Origin of the sequence: Streptomyces sp. NPDC047042, assembly GCF_040644035.1 — a bacterium.
Lineage (GTDB): Bacteria > Actinomycetota > Actinomycetes > Streptomycetales > Streptomycetaceae > Streptomyces.
On sequence record NZ_JBEYVP010000061.1, the window covers coordinates 31,141 to 49,312 of the forward strand.

The 18,172-nt window shown below is 71.0% G+C and carries 19 protein-coding genes; 12 read left to right on the forward strand and 7 right to left on the reverse strand.

Features of this window, described 5'->3' with window-relative positions:
* Positions 1-66 precede the first annotated feature (66 nt).
* The 4 genes from ABZ855_RS44390 (at position 67) to ABZ855_RS44405 (ending at position 2,698) form a co-directional block, all read left to right on the forward strand.
* Positions 67-417 (forward strand): FmdB family zinc ribbon protein, encoded by a 351-nt coding sequence (locus ABZ855_RS44390; protein ID WP_360818405.1) that lies wholly within the window; start codon positions 67-69, stop codon positions 415-417.
* Between the two features lie 93 nt (positions 418-510).
* On the forward strand, positions 511-1,362 hold the full coding sequence (locus ABZ855_RS44395) for an S-methyl-5'-thioadenosine phosphorylase (protein ID WP_360818409.1): 852 nt from the start codon (positions 511-513) through the stop codon (positions 1,360-1,362).
* Between the two features lie 181 nt (positions 1,363-1,543).
* Entirely contained in the window at positions 1,544-2,089 is a 546-nt protein-coding gene (locus ABZ855_RS44400; protein WP_360818412.1) for an RcpC/CpaB family pilus assembly protein, read from the forward strand.
* Between the two features lie 138 nt (positions 2,090-2,227).
* On the forward strand, positions 2,228-2,698 hold the full coding sequence (locus ABZ855_RS44405; RefSeq protein WP_360818415.1) for an MscL family protein: 471 nt from the start codon (positions 2,228-2,230) through the stop codon (positions 2,696-2,698).
* Positions 2,699-2,705: 7 nt separating this feature from the next.
* On the opposite strand, the gene ABZ855_RS44410 is transcribed toward ABZ855_RS44405, so the two are convergent.
* A complete protein-coding gene (locus ABZ855_RS44410) occupies positions 2,706-2,891 on the reverse strand; it encodes a hypothetical protein (protein ID WP_360818418.1) in 186 nt (61 codons plus the stop codon).
* A 125-nt stretch (positions 2,892-3,016) separates the two neighbouring features.
* Between ABZ855_RS44410 and ABZ855_RS44415 the strand changes: the two genes are divergently transcribed.
* The 5 genes from ABZ855_RS44415 to ABZ855_RS44435 all read left to right on the forward strand — a co-directional run bounded on the left by ABZ855_RS44415 (position 3,017) and on the right by ABZ855_RS44435 (position 8,099).
* Positions 3,017-4,264, forward strand: coding sequence for a low temperature requirement protein A (locus ABZ855_RS44415; protein WP_360818421.1), 1,248 nt, complete (start codon positions 3,017-3,019; stop codon positions 4,262-4,264).
* Between the two features lie 45 nt (positions 4,265-4,309).
* On the forward strand, positions 4,310-5,341 hold the full coding sequence (locus ABZ855_RS44420) for a P1 family peptidase (protein WP_360818424.1): 1,032 nt from the start codon (positions 4,310-4,312) through the stop codon (positions 5,339-5,341).
* 65 nt (positions 5,342-5,406) lie between these two features.
* Entirely contained in the window at positions 5,407-5,730 is a 324-nt protein-coding gene (locus tag ABZ855_RS44425; RefSeq protein ID WP_360818427.1) for a hypothetical protein, read from the forward strand.
* A gap of 222 nt (positions 5,731-5,952) precedes the next feature.
* Positions 5,953-7,197, forward strand: a complete 1,245-nt coding sequence (locus ABZ855_RS44430; protein WP_360818430.1) for an Ig-like domain-containing protein — start codon at positions 5,953-5,955, stop codon at positions 7,195-7,197.
* A 155-nt stretch (positions 7,198-7,352) separates the two neighbouring features.
* Positions 7,353-8,099, forward strand: coding sequence for a DUF6227 family protein (locus ABZ855_RS44435; protein WP_360818434.1), 747 nt, complete (start codon positions 7,353-7,355; stop codon positions 8,097-8,099).
* A gap of 167 nt (positions 8,100-8,266) precedes the next feature.
* On the opposite strand, the gene ABZ855_RS44440 is transcribed toward ABZ855_RS44435, so the two are convergent.
* Positions 8,267-10,312: a fructose-specific PTS transporter subunit EIIC gene (locus ABZ855_RS44440; RefSeq protein WP_360818437.1), complete on the reverse strand. Its 2,046-nt coding sequence runs from the start codon at positions 10,310-10,312 to the stop codon at positions 8,267-8,269.
* Positions 10,313-10,752: 440 nt separating this feature from the next.
* Here ABZ855_RS44440 and ABZ855_RS44445 point away from each other — a divergent pair, with 440 nt between their 5' ends.
* On the forward strand, positions 10,753-11,004 hold the full coding sequence (locus ABZ855_RS44445; protein WP_360818440.1) for a hypothetical protein: 252 nt from the start codon (positions 10,753-10,755) through the stop codon (positions 11,002-11,004).
* A 17-nt stretch (positions 11,005-11,021) separates the two neighbouring features.
* Here ABZ855_RS44445 and pfkB read toward each other — a convergent pair whose 3' ends face one another.
* From pfkB to ABZ855_RS44460, 3 genes are all read right to left on the reverse strand, one after another.
* Positions 11,022-11,969, reverse strand: coding sequence for a 1-phosphofructokinase (gene pfkB / locus ABZ855_RS44450; RefSeq protein WP_360818443.1), 948 nt, complete (start codon positions 11,967-11,969; stop codon positions 11,022-11,024).
* The gene (locus tag ABZ855_RS44455) at positions 11,966-12,727 is read right to left on the reverse strand and encodes a DeoR/GlpR family DNA-binding transcription regulator (RefSeq protein ID WP_360818446.1); all 762 of its coding nucleotides are present in this window, start codon (positions 12,725-12,727) and stop codon (positions 11,966-11,968) included. Before ABZ855_RS44455 ends, pfkB begins: the two co-directional genes overlap by 4 nt.
* A 146-nt stretch (positions 12,728-12,873) precedes the next feature.
* Positions 12,874-14,406 carry an MFS transporter gene (locus tag ABZ855_RS44460; RefSeq protein ID WP_360818449.1) on the reverse strand — a complete coding sequence of 511 codons (1,533 nt, stop codon included), beginning with the start codon at positions 14,404-14,406 and terminating at the stop codon, positions 12,874-12,876.
* A gap of 88 nt (positions 14,407-14,494) precedes the next feature.
* On the opposite strand from ABZ855_RS44460, the gene ABZ855_RS44465 reads away from it, so the two are divergent.
* Positions 14,495-15,460: a YafY family protein gene (locus tag ABZ855_RS44465; RefSeq protein ID WP_360818452.1), complete on the forward strand. Its 966-nt coding sequence runs from the start codon at positions 14,495-14,497 to the stop codon at positions 15,458-15,460.
* A gap of 10 nt (positions 15,461-15,470) precedes the next feature.
* Here ABZ855_RS44465 and ABZ855_RS44470 read toward each other — a convergent pair whose 3' ends face one another.
* Positions 15,471-16,055, reverse strand: a complete 585-nt coding sequence (locus ABZ855_RS44470) for a TetR family transcriptional regulator (protein WP_360818461.1) — start codon at positions 16,053-16,055, stop codon at positions 15,471-15,473.
* Between the two features lie 603 nt (positions 16,056-16,658).
* Positions 16,659-17,660: a sigma-70 family RNA polymerase sigma factor gene (locus ABZ855_RS44475; RefSeq protein WP_360818455.1), complete on the reverse strand. Its 1,002-nt coding sequence runs from the start codon at positions 17,658-17,660 to the stop codon at positions 16,659-16,661.
* Positions 17,661-17,848: 188 nt separating this feature from the next.
* Between ABZ855_RS44475 and ABZ855_RS44480 the strand changes: the two genes are divergently transcribed.
* Positions 17,849-18,172, forward strand: a 324-nt coding sequence (locus ABZ855_RS44480; protein WP_360818464.1) for an N-acetyltransferase family protein, incomplete at its 3' end; no start/stop codon positions are given.

The window sequence follows — 18,172 nt, forward strand, 5'->3', positions numbered from 1 at the left end:
CCGGGAATACGTCACACTGGACCGTCGTTAGCACTCATCGAGTGAGAGTGCCAGGAGGAAGACACAGTGCCGACCTACCAGTACCAGTGCACCGAGTGCGGCGAGGGCCTTGAAGCGGTGCAGAAGTTCACCGACGACGCCCTGACCGAGTGCCCCGCCTGCAATGGCCGCCTGAAGAAGGTGTTCTCCGCGGTCGGCATCGTCTTCAAGGGCTCCGGCTTCTACCGCAACGACAGCCGCGGCTCCTCGTCGAGCAGCGCGCCCGCGTCGAAGCCGTCGACGGCCTCTTCTTCGACGTCGTCGTCCTCGGACTCGTCGTCGAGCTCGTCGAGCTCCTCGTCGTCCGGTTCGTCCTCGTCGTCCAGCAGCTCCTCCTCGGGCTCCAGCAGCTCGTCGAGCACCAGCTCGGCCGCGTAGGCACCGCCTCCCGCTCCAGATGACCCTGTCGTCGTACGACGACGGGGTCTTCGGCGTTTCCACGCGCCCGACGGCAGGTCCTAGGGTGCGGGCATGGTGAATCAGGCGAATCCCGCGGGCGCCGAGATCGGCGTGATCGGCGGCTCCGGCTTCTACTCCTTCCTCGACGACGTCACCGAGATACAGGTGGACACGCCGTACGGATCCCCCAGCGACTCCCTGTTCCTCGGCGAGGTCGCGGGCCGCCGGGTCGCCTTCCTGCCCCGCCACGGGCGCGGCCACCATCTGCCGCCGCACCGCATCAACTACCGCGCCAACCTGTGGGCGTTGCGCTCGGTCGGCGTCCGCCAGGTGCTCGCACCGTGCGCCGTGGGCGGTCTTCGGCCGGAGTACGGCCCGGGCACCCTGCTCGTACCGGACCAGCAGGTCGACCGTACGAAGTCCCGGGTGGGGACCTTCTTCGACGGCATTCCGCTGCCCGGCGGCGCCGTCCCCAACGTGGTGCACGTGTCCCTCGCCGACCCCTACTGCCCCGTCGGCCGCAAGGCCGCCCTGGCGGCGGCACGCGGACGCGGCTGGGAGCCGGTGGACGGCGGCACGCTGACCGTGATCGAGGGGCCGCGCTTCTCCACCCGCGCCGAATCCCTCTGGTACCGGGCCCAGGGCTGGTCGGTGGTGGGTATGACGGGCCATCCGGAGGCGGGGCTCGCCCGTGAACTGGAGCTCTGCTACACGTCGTTGGCCCTGGTCACCGACCTCGACGCGGGCGCGGAGACCGGCGAGGGCGTCTCGCACGACGAGGTGCTCCAGGTGTTCGCGGCGAACGTGGACCGGATGCGGGGCGTGCTGTCCGACGCGGTGGCCGCACTGCCTGCGAGCGCGACCCGGGACTGCCTGTGCACGAAGGCGCTGGGCGGGATGGATCCGGGCTTCGAACTGCCGTGACCAGGTCCGATACGGGATGTGCGGGGGCGGAACTCCCCGTTCGGGTGAGCGAGTTGTCCACAACCGGTGAGTAACACACAGGCCTCAGCGGGATTCGCCGAAAACCCTCATCGTGGGAGCGCAAGCAGCTCCCTCGTCACAGGTGGTGGTTCCCGTGTCCTGCGTACGTCCCGTGCCTTCCGTGGCTCCCGTTTCCGCACGTTCTGTCCCGCTCGTCCCCGCGCCCTGCGAGGTGCCCCACTTCGCTCCCGTGCGGGTGCGCGGAGGGCGGTATCGACTGCGGCGCCTGGTACGGCACCGCAGGCGGGCGCTGACGCTGGGCCTCGCCGTCACGGCGGCGGCGATCGTCGCGGCCGGCCCACGCCAGGCGGCGGGTCCACCGCCCGATGTGGGACGGGTGCGGGGGCACCCGGTGGCGGATCCCGTACGGGCGCGGCCCACCGTCGAGATGGTGACGGCGCCGGTACGGATCGCCGACGCGGCCACCGTGCGGCTGCTGCGGCCCGGTGACCGGGTCGATGTCATCGCCGCCGAGGAGTCACCGACGGGCACCGACGCCCGCGTGGTCGCGCGCCGGGCCCGGGTGACGCAGGTGCCGCAGGCCCCCACCGCCCAGGAGAGCGCGGCCGAGGGCGGGGCGCTGGTCGTGCTGTCGGTGCCGCGCACCACGGCGTCCCGGCTGGCCGGCGCGGGTGTGACGGCACGGTTGGCGGTGACCCTGTGGTGAGCCGACGTGTGATCGTCTCGAACCGTCTGCCGTCAAGTACCTCGTTGGGGTGGGCCAATTGGACACGCCTGCCGGGCGTTGACGTAGGTTGCGGAGCTGTTTGTTCCATTATCTGCGTGCACGAGAAGAGGCCCCGCGGTGAGCGAGAAGAAGCAACCGAGCGTCTGGGAGGGCTTCAAGGCCTTCCTGACGCGCGGCAACGTCGTCGATCTGGCGGTCGCGGTAGTCATCGGTACGGCGTTCACCAACATCGTCAACTCGGTGGTGAAGGGCGTCATCAACCCCATGGTGGGGGCGTTCGGGACCAAGGCCCTGGACAACTACAGCTCGTGCGTCAAGGCCCCCTGCACGGGAACCGGCGACACCGCGACCGGCATCCGGATCCTGTGGGGCTCGGTCCTGGGCGCCACACTCACGTTCCTGATCACGGCGGCCGTCGTCTACTTCCTGATGGTCCTGCCGATGGCGAAGTACCTGGCCCGGGTGAGCGCACGCCAGAAGGCGAAGGAGGGCGCGCAGGAGGTCATCGAGGTGAGCGAACTGGAGGTCCTCAAGGAGATCCGCGACGCCCTGGTGGCCCAGCGGGGCTCCGGGCACACCGAGCGGTAGGGGCCAGTCAGAGGTGGTGGGGCGGCTTCTCGTCGAGGAAGCGCTTCAGGTCGGCCGCGCTGTCGCCGCCGCCGTCGGCCGGGCGCTCGCCCCATCCCCGGTCCGTGTCGTCCGACGACTGCTGGTCCAGGGGGTCGTCGAAGATCAGCACGGGCTTCGGGGCGCGCGGCTCGGGGGCGGTGGGGCTGCTCATGGCTCCAGGGTACGTGCCGCCCGCCGGGCCCTGTTCGGGCCGGGCGGCGCCCGCCGGATCACGATCACGCTCCGGCGCCGGGCTTCCGCCTGCGTGCCAGGTGCTCATCTGCTCTGCTGGGTCGTATGACGTCCAGTTCCTCACCCGTGTCCGACGTACCCGAAACACCCGACGCACCGGGCACCTCGGCGGGTGGCGGCCACGGTGCGCCCCTGCGCAGGCTGACCGCGCGTGGACGCGGCGAGTCGCACCGGGTCGCCTCGCCGCTGGAACTCTTCTTCGACCTCTGCTTCGTCGTGGCGGTCGCCCAGGCGGGCGTCCAGTTGGTGCACGCGATCGCCGAGGGGCACACGGGCGAGGGCATCCTCAGCTACGCGATGGTCTTTTTCGCCATCTGGTGGGCCTGGATGAACTTTTCGTGGTTCGCCTCGGCGTACGACAACGACGACGTGCTCTACCGGGTTGTCACGCTGGTTCAGATCGCCGGCGTCCTGGTGCTGGCGGCCGGGGTGTCGCGGGCCTTCGAGGACCACGACTTCCTGGTGGTCTGGCTCGGCTATCTGATCATGCGGCTGGCGATGGGCGCCCAGTGGCTGCGGGCCGCCCGCGCGGCCGAGGGCGCCGAGCGGACGACGGCACTGCGGTACGCCGGCGGGGTGCTGCTGTGCATGGCCGGCTGGCTGGGACTGGTGGTCCTGCCGGAGGCCGGCCGCCCCTGGGTGTTCCTGGTGATGGCGCTCGTCGAACTGGCGGTGCCCGTCTACGCGGAGAGGAGCTTCACCACTTCCTGGCACCCGCACCACATCTCCGAGCGGTACGGGCTGTTCACCATCATCGTGCTGGGCGAGGCGATCGCGGCGGCGACGGTCGCCGTGAAGTCGGGCGTCCAGGAGAACGACGCGCTGGCCGATCTGCTGCCGATCGCGGCGGGCGGGCTGCTGATCGTGTTCTCCGCCTGGTGGATCTACTTCGCGGTCCCCATCCACGGCCGGCTGCGCTCCAGCAGGCAGGCGTTCCTGTGGGGCTACGGCCACTATCTGATCTTCGCGTCGGCCGCGGCGATCGGCGCCGGCCTGGAGGTCGCGGTCGAGCAGGCGATCGGCAAGGCGCACCTCTCGGCGTCCGCCGCTTCGGCCGCCGTGACCCTGCCGACAGCGCTCTATCTCGTCACCGTCTGGGCCCTGCACTCGCGCTACTTCAAGGTGGGCATCGCCGAGCAACTGGTCCTGCCGTCCGCGGCGTTGCTGGTGATCGTGTGCACGTTCCTGGGCGACTGGGCGGTGCTCGCGGCGGGCCTCGTGTCGGCGCTCGCGGTGGCGGCCGGCGTGACACTGACCGCCCGGACGGCGAGTGGGAGCACCGGGCGCGTCTGACAGGAGAGGAGTGTCGGAAGGGGACTGTGGACAACACTGGGAGTCATGACAGTTGACGCTCTGACAGATGTGGCCGGCCTGCGCGTGGGGCACGAGACGCGTATCGGCGACGGGTGGCTCACCGGGACGACGGTCGTGCTCGCACCCGAGGGCGGAGCCGTGGCCGCCGTGGATGTGCGGGGCGGGGGGCCCGGCACCAAGGAGACCGATGCCCTGGATCCGCGCAACGTCGTACGAGGTGTCGAGGCGGTTGTGCTGACGGGTGGCAGCGCGTACGGGCTGGACTCGGCGTCGGGGGTGATGGCCTGGCTGGAGGAGCGGGGGCGCGGGGTGCGGGTGGGGCCCGACCCCGGGCACGTGGTGCCGGTGGTGCCCGCCGCCTGTGTCTTCGACCTGGGCCGGGGTGGCGACTTCCGGGCCCGGCCGGACGCGGCCACCGGTCGGGCGGCCGTCGAGGCGGCGGCCTCGAGCGAGCCCGGCGCGCCCGTGCCGGAGGGGTGTGTGGGCGCGGGTACGGGGGCCGTGGTCGGGCACCTCAAGGGCGGTGTCGGCACCGCGAGCACCGTGCTCGGGTCGGGGATCACGGTGGCGGCGCTGGTGGTGGCCAACGCGGCGGGGTCCTCGGTGGATCCGGAGACGGGGGTGTTGTACGGGGAGTTGTTCGAGGGGCGGCGGGTCGACTGTCCGGCGGCCGGTGTGCACGAGGCGGCGCGGCGGCGGCTGGCGGAGGTCGCCGCGCAGGCCCCGCTGCCGCCGCTGAACACCACGCTCGCGGTGGTCGCGACCGACGCGACGCTGTCGAAGGCGCAGGCCCAGAAGGTGGCCGGCACGGCGCACGACGGCATCGCACGTGCCGTACGGCCGGTGCATCTGCTCAACGACGGGGACACGGTGTTCACGCTGGCGACAGGGGCGCGCCCACTGGACGAGAACAATCCCCTCGCCCTGAACGAGATCCTCGCGGCGGGCGCGGACCTGGTGACCCGAGCGATCGTCCGTGCGGTACGCGCGGCGGGCCCGGTGACGGGACCGGGCGGGCAGTGGCCGTCTTACGGGGAGTTGTACGGGGAGCGGTAGGGAGGGGAGGGCGGGAGGGGGTGCCCCTGTCTGCTTCGGTCGAGGTCCTGGCTCAGGATGACAGCATGACGACCTGGGTCCGCGCCTACTACGAGGACGACGATCTGTGGCTGTACTTCGAGGCCGATGACGAGGGCTGGGCCGTGCGGCAGGTGGAGGTCCGGGGGCAGGACTCGCGTCCGGTGACGGCGGCCTCCTTGGACGAGGTGCTGCACTTGCGTGATCATGCGGATCTCGCGGCGATGGGCCGCTATGAACGGCAGTACGGCGTTCTCGCCGAAGGTCCCGTGGACGGCTGGCAGCACCAGCCGCAGGCTGCCGAGATCTCTGCGGAGGAGTTCGAGCTGCTGTGGCACGAAGCCCGGCGGGCTCTCGGTAATTCAGGCTGACCGGGCGGCCCCTGTCGGCCGGGGGCAAACGATGGCGGCGCCAGTGACTGGGCACCGTTTCTTCTTGGTTGAGCTGGGATTGTCGCGGTTCTGTCACGTGATGGGTGCGAGGGCGGTCGGTTGGGAACCCGCGCCGCCGGTGTTTCCCTCTTTCTTCACGCAACGGAGCGGATCACCCGAAAAAGCCCGGACACCCCGGATCACACAAACCTGGAGCAGCCCGTGACAACGCCGGACACAACAGCTCGGCGCGCACTGGGGGCCTGTGCCGTCCTGATCGTCGGCGCGCTGACCCTCACCGCGTGCGGTGGTGGCAACAGTGGCAACAGCGGAAACGACGACGGCAAGGGGGGCAAGGGCGGCAGCGGTTCCGTCGCGACGTCGGGCGCGCGGATCGACATCTCGGCGAAGAACGGTTCGGCGGGCGCGTCGATCAACACGACCGGTGTGAAGGTCAGCGGTGGCACGCTGACCGACGTGAGGATGACCGTCGCGGGGACGGGAACCGCCGTGGCGGGCGCGATATCCGGGGACGGGCGAAGCTGGCAGCCGGCGCAGCAGTTGGAGCGTGGGACGCGGTACCGAATAGCGGCGACCGCGAAGGACGGTGACGGTCGTACCAGCAGCGCCGACTCGACCTTCACGACGGTCACCAAGGCGAACAGCTTCATCGGGACGTACACGCCGGACAACGGGACGACGGTCGGGGTGGGGATGCCGGTGTCGTTCACGTTCGACAAGCCCATCAGCGACCAGGCCGCCGTGCGGTCGCACATCACGGTCACGTCGAGCAGCGGGCAGCAGGTGGTCGGGCACTGGTTCGGGGCGCAGCGGCTCGACTTCCGGCCCGAGGAGTACTGGAAGGCCGGTTCCAAGGTCACGATGAAGATCGACCTGGACGGCGTGAAGGGCGCCAACGGCGTGGTCGGGGTACAGAAGAAGACCGTGACCTTCACGATCGGGCGCTCGCAGGTGTCCACGGTCGACGTCAACACGCAGACCATGACGGTCGTACGGGACGGGCAGACCGTCAAGAGCATCCCGATCTCGGCGGGCAGCCCGGAGTTCACCACGTACAACGGGCAGATGGTGATCTCCGAGAAGCTGCGGGAGACGCGGATGGACAGCCGTACGGTCAATCTGGCCAACGCGTACGACATCAAGGATGTCCCGAACGCGATGCGGTTGACGACCTCCGGGACCTTCATCCACGGCAACTACTGGTACAACAAGGGCAATCCGCCCTTCGGTCGCACGGGTACGAGCCACGGGTGCGTGGGGCTGCAGGATGTTCAGGGGGCGCAGGGGAACACGCCCGCCAAGTGGTTCTTCGACAGCTCGATGGTCGGGGATGTCGTCATCGTCAAGAACTCCCCCGACAAGCAGGTCGCGCCGGACAACGGTCTCAACGGCTGGAACATGCCGTGGAGCGAGTGGACGACGGGGGCGGCTGGGGCGGCTTCCTGACGGAGCATTTGACGGTTTTCGAGGGCCGCGCGGGAACTTTTCGCGCGGCCCGGGCGTCTTCAGGACGTGGGTTTCTCGGTTCCCGGACATGATGTCCGATCGAGGGGCTACGGTATGCACCCACAAGGTGACATGCAGCAACGCCGGGAGATGCCTTGAGCGTTCCGTACGAGACGGCAGCGTACGAACCACCCGAGTCGCCCGAGTCTCCGGAGGAGCATCTCGAGCGGCTCCTGGGTCGTGCGTTGAACTCCTTCGAACTGCCCGATGACGCCATACGGCGGCTCGAGTGCGCGCTGGCGCACGACAGTTCGCTGCACTCCGCGCACCACAGCGCGGGGCTGCACCGCGAGACGTACCGCCACACCTGGCTGCTTGCCGACGGTTCGGCGCTCACTCTGTGGGAGCTGGTGCACAACACGGCGCCCGGCGCGGGTCCGCAGGCCGAGGTGTACGTCGACGAGGAGGAGCTGCGCGCCGCGACGGCCCGGCTTCCGTTGCCCGCCGACACCCCTGACTTCGAGCTGCCGGTGATGGTGCAGCTCGCGCCGGTCCTCCAGCCGGGGCACATGTATGTCCCCGACCACTCTGCGGATCACGCGCGCAGGTTACTCAGGCGGGCGGAGAACGCGGACCGGCCGGGGGGCGACATCGCCGAGCTGCTGGAGACGGCGTTCGCGCACCAGATTACCCAGGCGTTCGGGCGGCCGTGCCGCGCGGGCCGGGCCGGGCTCGGTTTCTCGCTCTACGAGCATGCCTTCCTGCTGCCGGGCGGCGAGGAGGTCTCCCTGTGGGAGGTCGAGCACACGGCCACGCCCGACGGCCGGCACATGTGCGAGGTGTATCCGACGGAGGACGGGGCGCGGGACGCGATGGAGCGCCGGGCGGCGCGGACGTCGTAGCTCGGCCGGAGGTACCAAACATCCCGGCGCGGACGTCGTAGCGCGGCCGGAGTCACCGAACATCCCGGCGCGGACGTCGTCGTAGCGCGGCCGGAGGTACCAACACCCCGGTGGGCCGGTCGTCCTGACGACCGGCCCACCGGGGTGTTGGTGTGTTCGTCGCGGTCTCAGGCCGCCACCGGCTCCTTCTTCTCGACCGAGGTGGCCGCGCTGCCCTCGGCGGCCTCCGCCGCCGTAATGCCCGGTGCCTGCTTGCGCATGCTCTTGAGGGTGATCACCAGGGCGGTGGTGACGCAGGTGCCTGCCGCGATGGCGATCAGGTAGAGGAACGGGCTGCCGATCAGCGGGACCACGAAGATGCCGCCGTGCGGGGCGCGGAGCGTGGCGCCGAAGGCCATCGACAGGGCGCCGGTGACCGCGCCGCCCGCCATCGAGGCCGGGATGACGCGCAGCGGGTCCGCCGCCGCGAACGGGATCGCGCCCTCGGAGATGAAGGAGGCGCCCAGTACCCAGGCGGCCTTGCCGTTCTCGCGCTCGGTCTCGGTGAAGAGCTTCTTGCGGACGGTGGTCGCGAGCGCCATGCCCAGCGGCGGGACCATACCCGCGGCCATCACCGCGGCCATGACCTTCATCGCGGCGTCGCTCGGGTCCTGGACGGCGATACCGGCGGTGGCGAAGGCGTAGGCGACCTTGTTGACGGGGCCGCCGAGGTCGAAGCACATCATCAGGCCGAGGAGTACGCCGAGCAGGACGGCGTTGGTGCCGGAGAGGCCGGAGAGCCAGTCGGTCATGCCCTTCTGGGCCTCGGCGATGGGCTTGCCGACGACGACGAACATCAGGAAGCCGACGATCAGCGAGGAGATCAGCGGGATCACCACGACGGGCATGATGCCGCGCAGTACCGGCGGGATCCTGATCTTCTGGATCGCCAGGACGATGCCACCGGCCAGCAGACCGGCGACCAGGCCGCCGAGGAAGCCGGCGTTGATGTTGAACGCGATCATGCCGCCGACGAAGCCGGGGACGAGGCCGGGGCGGTCCGCCATGCCGTAGGCGATGTAGCCGGCCAGGACCGGGACGAGGAAGCCAAAGGCGACTCCGCCGATCTGGAACAGCAGGGCGCCCCAGCTGTCGACCTGGGTCCAGGAGAAGTGCTCCATGACCGAGGGCGCCTTGTTGATCTCCCAGCCGCCGATGGCGAAGCCGAGGGCGAGCAGAAGGCCGCCGGCGGCGACGAAGGGGACCATGTAACTGACGCCGGTCATCAGCCACTTGCGCAGCTTGGTGCCGTAGCTGTCGCCGGAGTCGCCGGCCCGTTCGACGGGGGTCCCGGCGCCGCCGCCCGTGGCGCTCGCGGTGACCTCGCCGCGCTCGGCCTTGCCGCGTACGTCGGCGATGAGCTGGGCGGGCTTGTTGATGCCGGCCTTGACGCCGACGTCGACGGTCGGCTTCCCGGCGAAGCGTTCCTTCTCCCGTACGGGCACGTCGTGGGCGAAGATCACGCCGTCCGCGTCGGCGATGACCGCCGGGTCGAGGCGGGTGAAGCCGGCGGAGCCCTGTGTCTCGACGACGAGTTCGACGCCCGCCTCGCGGCCGGCGTTCTCCAGGGACTCGGCCGCCATGTACGTGTGGGCGATCCCGGTCGGACAGGAGGTGACGGCGACGATACGGAACGGGCGCACGTCGGGGTGGTCGGGGTGGGTGTCCGCGACGGTTTCGGCGGAGGCCGCCGCCGAAACCGTCGCGGAGTCTTCGGTGGCCGCGGCGGGGGGCTCTTCGCCGCGGATCAGGGCGGCCGCGCTCACCGCGTCGCTTACCGAGCGCAGGGCCGCTGTGAACTCGTCGTTCATTAGCTGGCGGGCCAGCGACGAGAGGATCGTCAGATGGGCGTCGTCGGCGCCGGCGGGGGCCGCGATCAGGAAGATGAGGTCGGCGGGGCCGTCCGCCGCGCCGAAGTCGATCCCGGCGGCGCTGCGCCCGAAGGCGAGCGTCGGCTCGGTGACGTGTTCGCTTCGGCAGTGCGGGATGCCGATGCCGCCGTCGAGGCCGGTCGGCATCTGCGCCTCGCGGGCGGCCACGTCGGCGAGGAAGCCGTCGAGGTCGGTCACCCGCCCCTTCGCCACCATGCGCTCGGCGAGGGCACGGGCCGCCGCGTCCTTGGTCTGGGCGGACAGGTCGAGGTCGACCAGGTCCGCGGTGATCATGTCGCTCATCGCGGGCTCCTTCGCACGCGTATCGCCCGGGGAGTGGGGTGGGCGGGGCTGGGGACGGGGGTGCTGCGGGTGCAGCGGGTAGCGCGGGGCGGGTGGTGGTGGGGGTCCGGGGGAAGACCGGCGGTTGCGGCGGAGCCGGGGAAACCCCGCCGCGTCGGGGCCGGTTCAGGGGGGACGGGCGGTGGGGAACTCGCGGTTCGGGCTCCCTCAACGGGACGGACGCCGGCGGGCAACCGACCGGCGACGGTGGCAAACGCCGGCGGGGCCGCTGCACGGAGGCCACGGGGGCGGGCCTTCACGACACCCGCTCCCCCAGCAGCATGGACACCGCAAGCCAACCGGACGCCGGCCGCATCACCTGCGGCGCCATACGGCCTCGGCACCGTCCGGTCGCGGAGGACACACGGGCCGGAGCTCATGAGGCCGGCTCCCTCGGCGGCATGCGAAATGCCGGTCGGCCGACGCGCGCCTGTCGCACCCGCTTCCCCAGCAAGGTCGAAACCACCGGCGGACCAGGCACCGGCCGCATCGCCCGCCACGCCCGACGGGCGGGGCGGCGTCTGTCCGTGGAAGACGCGCGGGCGGGGCCTCATGGCACCCGCTTCCCCAGCAACGTCGAAACCACCGGCGGACCAGGCACCAGCCGCATCGCCCGCCACGGCCGACGGGCGGAGCGGCGTCTGTTCGCGTAGGGCGCGTGGGCCGGCGGTCATGACGCCGGCTCCCTCAGGGCGCGGTCCATCGGGATCTCGTTCGTCACCGACACGGCCGGCAGGTCGAGGTCCGATGGGGTCGGCATGACGCTGCCGGGGAGTTGGACTGCTGCGGCGCCGTGGGCGACTGCGGAGGTGAGGGCCTCGGGGCCGTGGCCGCCGGCGATCAGGAAGCCGGCGAGGGAGGAGTCGCCCGCGCCGACGTTGCTGCGGACCGTGTTCACTCGGGCGGTGCCGAACCAGGTGCCGGAGGCTTCCACGAGGAGTTGTCCGTCGGCGCCGAGGCTGGCGAGGACGGCGGCCGCGCCGAGTTCGCGCAGTTCCTCGGCGGCCTTGACCGCGTCGCCGATGGTGGCGAGAGGGCGGCCGACCGCCTCGGCGAGTTCCTCGGCGTTCGGTTTGACGACGTCAGGGCGCTCACGCAGGGCCGCCAGCAGGGCGGGGCCGGAGGTGTCGAGGGCGATCCGGGCGCCCGCGGCGTGCGCACGGGCGACGAGGTCGGCGTACCAGGAGGGTGCGAGGCCGCGCGGGAGGCTGCCGCAGCAGGCGATCCAGTCGGCGTGGGCCGACTGCCCGCGTACCGTCTCCAGCAGCAACTCCTGTTCCACGAGGGAGAGTTCGGGGCCGGGTGCGTTGATCTTCGTCAGTACGCCGTCCGCCTCGGCGAGGGCGATGTTGGAGCGGGTGGCCCCGGCGATCGGTACCGGCGCGACCTCGATGCCCTGGGCGTCGAGCAGGTCGGCGACGAGCGCGCCGGGCGCTCCGCCCAGGGGCAGTACGGCGACGGTGCGCTGCCCGGCGGCGGCGACGGCCCGCGAGACGTTGACGCCCTTGCCGCCGGGGTCCATCCGCTCACCGGTGGCGCGGATGACCTCACCCCGGTCGAGCGACGGGACCTCGTACGTTCGGTCGAGGGACGGGTTGGGTGTGACCGTGAGGATCATGCGCGCACCACTTCCGTGCCGCCGCGCTCGAGGTCGGTGGCGTCCTCGGGGCTCAGCCCGCTGTCGGTGATCAGCAGGTCCACGTCGCCCAGGTCCCCGAAGCGGGCGAAGTGTTCCTCGCCGTGCTTGGTGGAGTCGGCCAGGAGCACCACCCTGCGGGCGGCGTCCACAGCGGCCCGCTTCACGGCGGCCTCGGCGAGGTCGGGCGTGGTCAGCCCGTGCTCGGCGGAGAAGCCGTTGGCGGCCACGAACAGGACGTCGGCGCGGATCTCGCCGTACGCCCGCAGTGCCCAGGCGTCGACGGCGGCGCGGGTGCGGTGCCGGACGCGGCCCCCGACGAGGTGCAGCTGGATGCCGGGGTGGTCGGCGAGGCGGGCCGCGATCGGGAGGCTGTGGGTGACGACGGTGAGCGTCGCGTCCAGCGGGATGGCGGCGGCGAGGCGGGCGACGGTCGAGCCGGCGTCGAGGATCAGGGTGCCCTCGGTGGGCAGTTCGGCGAGGGCCGCCTTGGCGATGCGGTCCTTCTCGTCGGCGTAGGTCGACTCGCGCTCGGTGAGGTCCGGCTCGAAGTCGAGGCGGCCGGCCGGTATGGCCCCGCCGTGCACGCGTCGCAGGAGGCCGGCGCGGTCGAGGGCCTTGAGGTCCCGGCGGATGGTCTCCGCGGTGACCTGGAACTCCTCGGCCAGGGACAGCACGTCCACCCGCCCGCCGTCACGGGCGAGCCGCAGGATCTCCTGCTGCCGCTCCGGTGCGTACATGTCCGTTTGCCTCCGACCGATGCCCGAACCTGTTTACTTTGTGGATTCAGTCGGAGGCTACGCCCTGATTTCCGGAAAGTAAACAGGTTCGGGCATTAGGTGGGCACAAACGGGCATGACCCCAGCAGCGCCCGCACGCGTCGCGCTCAGTGCACGAGCTGCGGCTCCCGGTCCTTCTCGCCCTCGCCCTCGCCATCGTCCTCGGCCTCGGCCGGCGCTTCCGCCGTCTGCTCGGCGCCCGCGGCCGGCCGCCTCGGCAGTGCGAACATCACCACGAAGATCACGCCCATCAGCCCGGCCACCCAACCGAGCGCGTGCTGGAAGGCGTTGACGAACGCCGGTCCCACCTCGCTGCGCGCGAGCCGGTCCCCCATCGCGCCGAAGAACACCACCGACACCAGCCCGAGTCCGAGCGCGTTGCCCATCTGCTGCACGGTGTTGATGAGCCCGGACGCCGACCCGGCATGCTCCCTGGGCACCTCCGACAGGACCATGTCGGTCAGCGGGGCCACGATCAGGCCCATGCCGGCGCCCATCACCACCAGCGGGAGCGCCATCTGCCAGGAGGCGATGGCCAGGCCGTACCGTCCGGCCTCCCAGATGTAGATCAGCACGCCGAGGCCCATCACCAGGGCGCCCGCCTGGAGCACCCGGCGCCCGAAGCGCGGGACCAGCAGCTGTACGGACATCCCGGCCGCCGCCGACACCGCGATCGAGAACGGCACCCCGGTCAGCCCGGCCCGCAGTGGGCTCCAGCCCAGCCCGAACTGCATGTACATCGTCCAGACCAGGAAGAAGATGCCCAGGCCGATCCCGAAGACGATCTGCACGGCGATGCCCGCGGCGAAGCTCTTCACCTTGAACAGCGACAGTTCGATCAGCGGCGAACCGTCGATCCGCGCCTTGCGCCGCTCGTACGCCACCAGCGCGCCGAAGACACCGAGCGCGCCCACCATCGAGAGGTGGCCCCACAGCGGCCAGCCCAGCTCACGCCCGCGCGTCAGCGGGTAGAGCAGCATCAGCAGGCCCAGCGTCACGAGGGCGACGCCCACCAGGTCCAGCTTGAGGGCCCTCGGCGCCTTCGACTCCGTGATGAAGCGGTGGCCGAGGACGAGGGCGGCGATGCCGACCGGCAGGTTGATCAGGAAGATGGGCCGCCAGCCGAGGCCGAACAGGTCCCACTCGGTGAGCAGCGCGCCCAGCAGCGGGCCGGTCACCGCGCCCAGGCCCACGATCGCGCCGAAGAGGCCGAACACCTTGCCGCGTTCGTGTGCCGGGAAGGTCGCGTGGACGATCGACAGGACCTGCGGCACCATCATCGCCGCCATGCCGCCCTGGAGGATGCGGGAGGCGACCAGCATCTCCGCGTTCGCGGCGAAGCCGCAGAGGGCGGAGGCGAGGGTGAAGCCGCCGATGCCGACGAGGAACAGCCGCTTGCGGCCGTGGATGTCGCCGAGGCGTCCGCCCGTGACGAGACCGGCGGCGAAGGCGAGCGCGTAACCGGCGGTGATCCACTGGATCTGGCTGAAGGAGGCGCCTGCCTCGCGCTGGATGGACGGGATCGCGACGTTGACGATCGTGACGTCGACGAGGTCCATGAAGGCCGCGGTCATCACGATGGCGAGGGCGAACCAGCGTCGCCGGTCCGGCACGACCGTTGGTGTTTCGGTGGAGGTCATGAACTCAAGCTAGAACCCCATTAGGTCAGGTTGTGTCCTAGTGGTGAGGCATCCTCGAACTCATGACGACGGACATGGACACGGACTCATGACGACGGACACACCGGCCCGGCTCCTTCAGCTCCTCTCACTGCTCCAGACACCCCGTGAGTGGCCCGGCGGCGAGCTCGCCGACCGGCTGGGGGTGTCACGGCGTACCGTGCGGCGGGACATCGACCGGCTGCGTGAACTCGGCTATCCCGTGCAGGCGTCCAAGGGTTCCGACGGCGGATACCGGCTGGTCGCCGGCAAGGCGCTGCCGCCGCTGGTGCTCGACGACGAGGAGGCGGTGGCCATCGCGGTCGGGCTGCGGGCGGGCGCCGGGCACGCGGTCGAGGGGCTGGACGAGGCCTCCGTCCGGGCGCTGGCCAAGCTGGAGCAGGTCCTGCCCTCGCGGCTGCGGCGGCGCGTCTCCACCCTCCAGGCCGCCACCACTCCGCTGACCAGCGGGGACGGCGCGGTCATCGCCCCCGAGACGCTGACCGTGATGGCCTCGGCGGTGGCCGGCCAGGAGCGGCTGCGGTTCGCCTACCGCGCCAAGGACGGCACCCCCACCAAACGCCTGACCGAGCCCCACCGGCTCGTGTCGACCGGCCGCCGCTGGTATCTCGTCGCCTACGACCTCGACCGCGCCGACTGGCGCACCTTCCGCGTCGACCGGGTCAGCGACCCCTTCGCCACGGGCGCCCGCTTCGCCTCGCGCGAGCTGCCTACGGGCGACGCGGCGGAGTATCTGCGCCAGTCGATGCGCACACAGCGGGAGACCTACGTGTTCGAGGTGACGTTCGCCGCCCCGGCCGCGTTCGTCGCCGCCCGCGTCCCGGCCTGGCTGGGCACCCCCGAGCCCGTCGACGAGGACAGCTGCCGTATCCGTTCCTCGGTCGGTGACCCGGTGGAGTGGCTGGCGGTGCGGCTCGCGTCGGTCGAGTGCGAGTTCACGGTCCGGGAGCCGCCCGAACTGGTCGAGCACATACGTGAGTTGGGCGCCCGGATGACCAGGGCGACGGGCGGCTGACCGATCGCCCTCACGCGTTCGCGGCGCCGCTCCAAGGAAAGTCCCGCAGGGCCCGAAGGTTGCGCACCGCCAGTGCCGCCGGGCCCGAAGGACCGTCGGCCGGGGCGTCCCCGGCCGCCCAGGTCTCGAAGGCGACGCGTACGGCGGCACTGGCGACGGCGGCCGCGAAGCGGGCCTCGGGTGAGTCGGCGGGGTCCGCGCCCCGTGAGGCCAGCGCCTGGGCAAGCGTGTGTTCCGCTGCCCGGCAGCACTCGGCCCACACCCGCAGCAGGCCGGGGCTCTCCTGCGCCAGCCGGAGCAGGGTGCGGGCCCAGTCGAGGGAGCCCGGCGACACGACGTCGCCGGGTGTCAGCACCCGCAGTGCCGCGTGTTCCAGGGCCTGCGGCACGGACAGCGCGGCCGGGGCCTCGCGCACCGCCCCGGCCCACCATTCGATGCCCGCGCCGAAGACAGGGCCGACGGCCTCTTCCTTGGTGGCGAAGTACCGGTAGAAGGTGCGCGGCGCGACCCCGGCCGCCTGGGCGATGTCCTCGGCGCGGGTGGCCCGCAGCCCGTTGGTCACGAAGAGCCGTGCCGCCTCCCGGGCGATCTCCATCCGGGTCGCGTACTTGCGCCGCTCGGTGAGCGAACCGGCAGGGCCGGAGGAGGTGGCGGAAGTGGAGGAAGTGGAGGAAGTGGGGTGGGACACGGACGCCACGTTATGCCGCTGTGGCACAATCTGCCATTCGGGCGGGCCACCCCGGTGTTCAGGTACGGGGTGCCCCGCCCCTGACGCGTGGCGAGGCCGTCGGGCCGGGCGGACCTGGGCAGAAGTGAGCCGGGCCCCGGCACCTGGGGGGGGTTAGGTACCGAGGCCCGGCTAGGGAGGTCCCGACGCTGGGGGGGGTTGCGCCGGGACTTGGCTCAGGGGATCCGGGGCGTTGCCGCCCGGACCCGTGTCCTGGGCCCTGAGGTCTTGTGCCCCGGACCCGAGGGTTTGAAGCAGCCTGACACCGCAATCTTTGCGCGGCCTCCCGCCACCCCGCGCACGCACCACCGAACAGTCGCACGCCACCCGGCGCACGCACCACCAAACGCGCCCCCAGTACCGATTCCGGTACGCCGATCCGACCGCCTTTAGGGGCGCGGGGAACTGCGCGACCAGCCCCCACCGGCCTGCGGGCAACAACCCGCCGATCCAGCGGAGCTACTCGTGGAACTACGCCGCCGCGTCGAACCCGGTATCCCGAGCCAACTTCTTCAGTTCCAGCAACGCATGCTTCTCGATCTGCCGAATCCGCTCTCGGGTAAGCCCGTGCTCCTTACCCACCTCCGTCAGCGTCCGCTCCCGCCCGTCGACGATCCCGTACCGCATCTTGATGATGGAAGCCGTGCGCTGGTCTAGGCGCCCGATCAGGTCGTCCAGTTCCTCGCTGCGCAGCAGCGTCAGCACGGACTGCTCCGGCGACACCGCCGACGTGTCCTCCAGGAGGTCGCCGAACTGGGTCTCGCCCTCGTCGTCCACCGACATGTTCAGGGAGACCGGGTCACGCGCCCAGTCCAGGACGTCGGTCACGCGCTCCGCGGTCGTGTCCAGCTCGGCGGCGATCTCCGCGGGCTCCGGGTCGCGCCCGTTCTTGCGGTTGAACTCGCGCTGCACTCGCCGGATCCGGCCCAGTTCCTCGACCAGGTGGACGGGGAGGCGGATCGTGCGTGACTGGTCGGCTATGGAACGGGTGATGGCCTGCCGGATCCACCAGGTGGCGTACGTGGAGAACTTGAAGCCCTTGCGGTAGTCGAACTTCTCGACCGCGCGCACCAGGCCGGCGTTGCCCTCCTGGATCAGGTCGAGGAGAGGCAGGCCGCTGCGGGGGTAGCGGCGCGCCACGGCGACGACCAGCCGGAGGTTGGAGCGGATGAAGATGTCCTTGGCCCGCTCGCTCTCGGCGACGAGCGCCTCGAGTTCCTCCACGGTGGCGTCTGCCTTGGCGTCCGTCTCGCCGTCGAGGATCTGCCGCGCGAACACACCGGCCTCGATGGTCTGCGACAGCTCGACCTCCCTCGCGGCGTCGAGCAACGGGGTCCTTGCTATCTCGTCCAAGTACATGCCGACCAGGTCGCGGTCGGCGATCTCGCCGCCATGGGCGCGAACACTGCGTGCGCCGCCGACGGTCCCGCCGGTGGCGGAAGACGTACGACGGGCGACGGCACGGGTTGCCATGCTTGCTCCCTTGCGATGTGGGGTCAGCGGGTGGTCGTTGTTGTCCCTGTTGGTCTGTGAACGCTCAGCACACTCCTCGCGTGCCCGGCATCCGAAGGAAACAACGCCTGGAATCAGGACAGAATTCCCACGCAGGCCCCCTATTTTCTGATCTTGCAGTACCCTGTGCCGCCACACGAGGAGGCATGATGTCGTCGGAATGTACTGAGGTGCAGGTCAGACCAGGTGTCGAGGCTGACCTCAAGGCCCTCACCGACCTCTACAACCACTACGTGCGCGAGACTCCCACCACGTTCGACACCAAAGTCTTCACACCGGAGGAACGCCGTCCTTGGCTGTTCTCCTACCCTGTAGACGGCCCGCACCGCCTGTTGGTTGCCACGGACATGGACTCACAGCGGATTCTGGGGTATGTCACATCGGGCCCCTTCCGCGCGAAGCCGGCGTACGGCACCACGGTGGAGGTGACCGTCTATCTCGCGCCGGACGCGGGCGGGCGCGGTATCGGCACC

Coding starts and splice junctions, on each gene's coding strand:
- ABZ855_RS44425 (WP_360818427.1), top strand. CDS start 5,407: ATGACGACCTGGGTCCGCGCCTACTACGAGGACGACGATCTGTGGCTG.
- ABZ855_RS44410 (WP_360818418.1), bottom strand. CDS start 2,891: ATGAGCAGCCCCACCGCCCCCGAGCCGCGCGCCCCGAAGCCCGTGCTG.
- ABZ855_RS44440 (WP_360818437.1), bottom strand. CDS start 10,312: ATGAGCGACATGATCACCGCGGACCTGGTCGACCTCGACCTGTCCGCC.
- ABZ855_RS44420 (WP_360818424.1), top strand. CDS start 4,310: ATGACAGTTGACGCTCTGACAGATGTGGCCGGCCTGCGCGTGGGGCAC.
- pfkB (WP_360818443.1), bottom strand. CDS start 11,969: ATGATCCTCACGGTCACACCCAACCCGTCCCTCGACCGAACGTACGAG.
- ABZ855_RS44460 (WP_360818449.1), bottom strand. CDS start 14,406: ATGACCTCCACCGAAACACCAACGGTCGTGCCGGACCGGCGACGCTGG.
- ABZ855_RS44470 (WP_360818461.1), bottom strand. CDS start 16,055: ATGGAGATCGCCCGGGAGGCGGCACGGCTCTTCGTGACCAACGGGCTG.
- ABZ855_RS44465 (WP_360818452.1), top strand. CDS start 14,495: ATGACGACGGACACACCGGCCCGGCTCCTTCAGCTCCTCTCACTGCTC.
- ABZ855_RS44475 (WP_360818455.1), bottom strand. CDS start 17,660: ATGGCAACCCGTGCCGTCGCCCGTCGTACGTCTTCCGCCACCGGCGGG.
- ABZ855_RS44445 (WP_360818440.1), top strand. CDS start 10,753: ATGCGAAATGCCGGTCGGCCGACGCGCGCCTGTCGCACCCGCTTCCCC.
- ABZ855_RS44395 (WP_360818409.1), top strand. CDS start 511: ATGGTGAATCAGGCGAATCCCGCGGGCGCCGAGATCGGCGTGATCGGC.
- ABZ855_RS44455 (WP_360818446.1), bottom strand. CDS start 12,727: ATGTACGCACCGGAGCGGCAGCAGGAGATCCTGCGGCTCGCCCGTGAC.
- ABZ855_RS44415 (WP_360818421.1), top strand. CDS start 3,017: ATGACGTCCAGTTCCTCACCCGTGTCCGACGTACCCGAAACACCCGAC.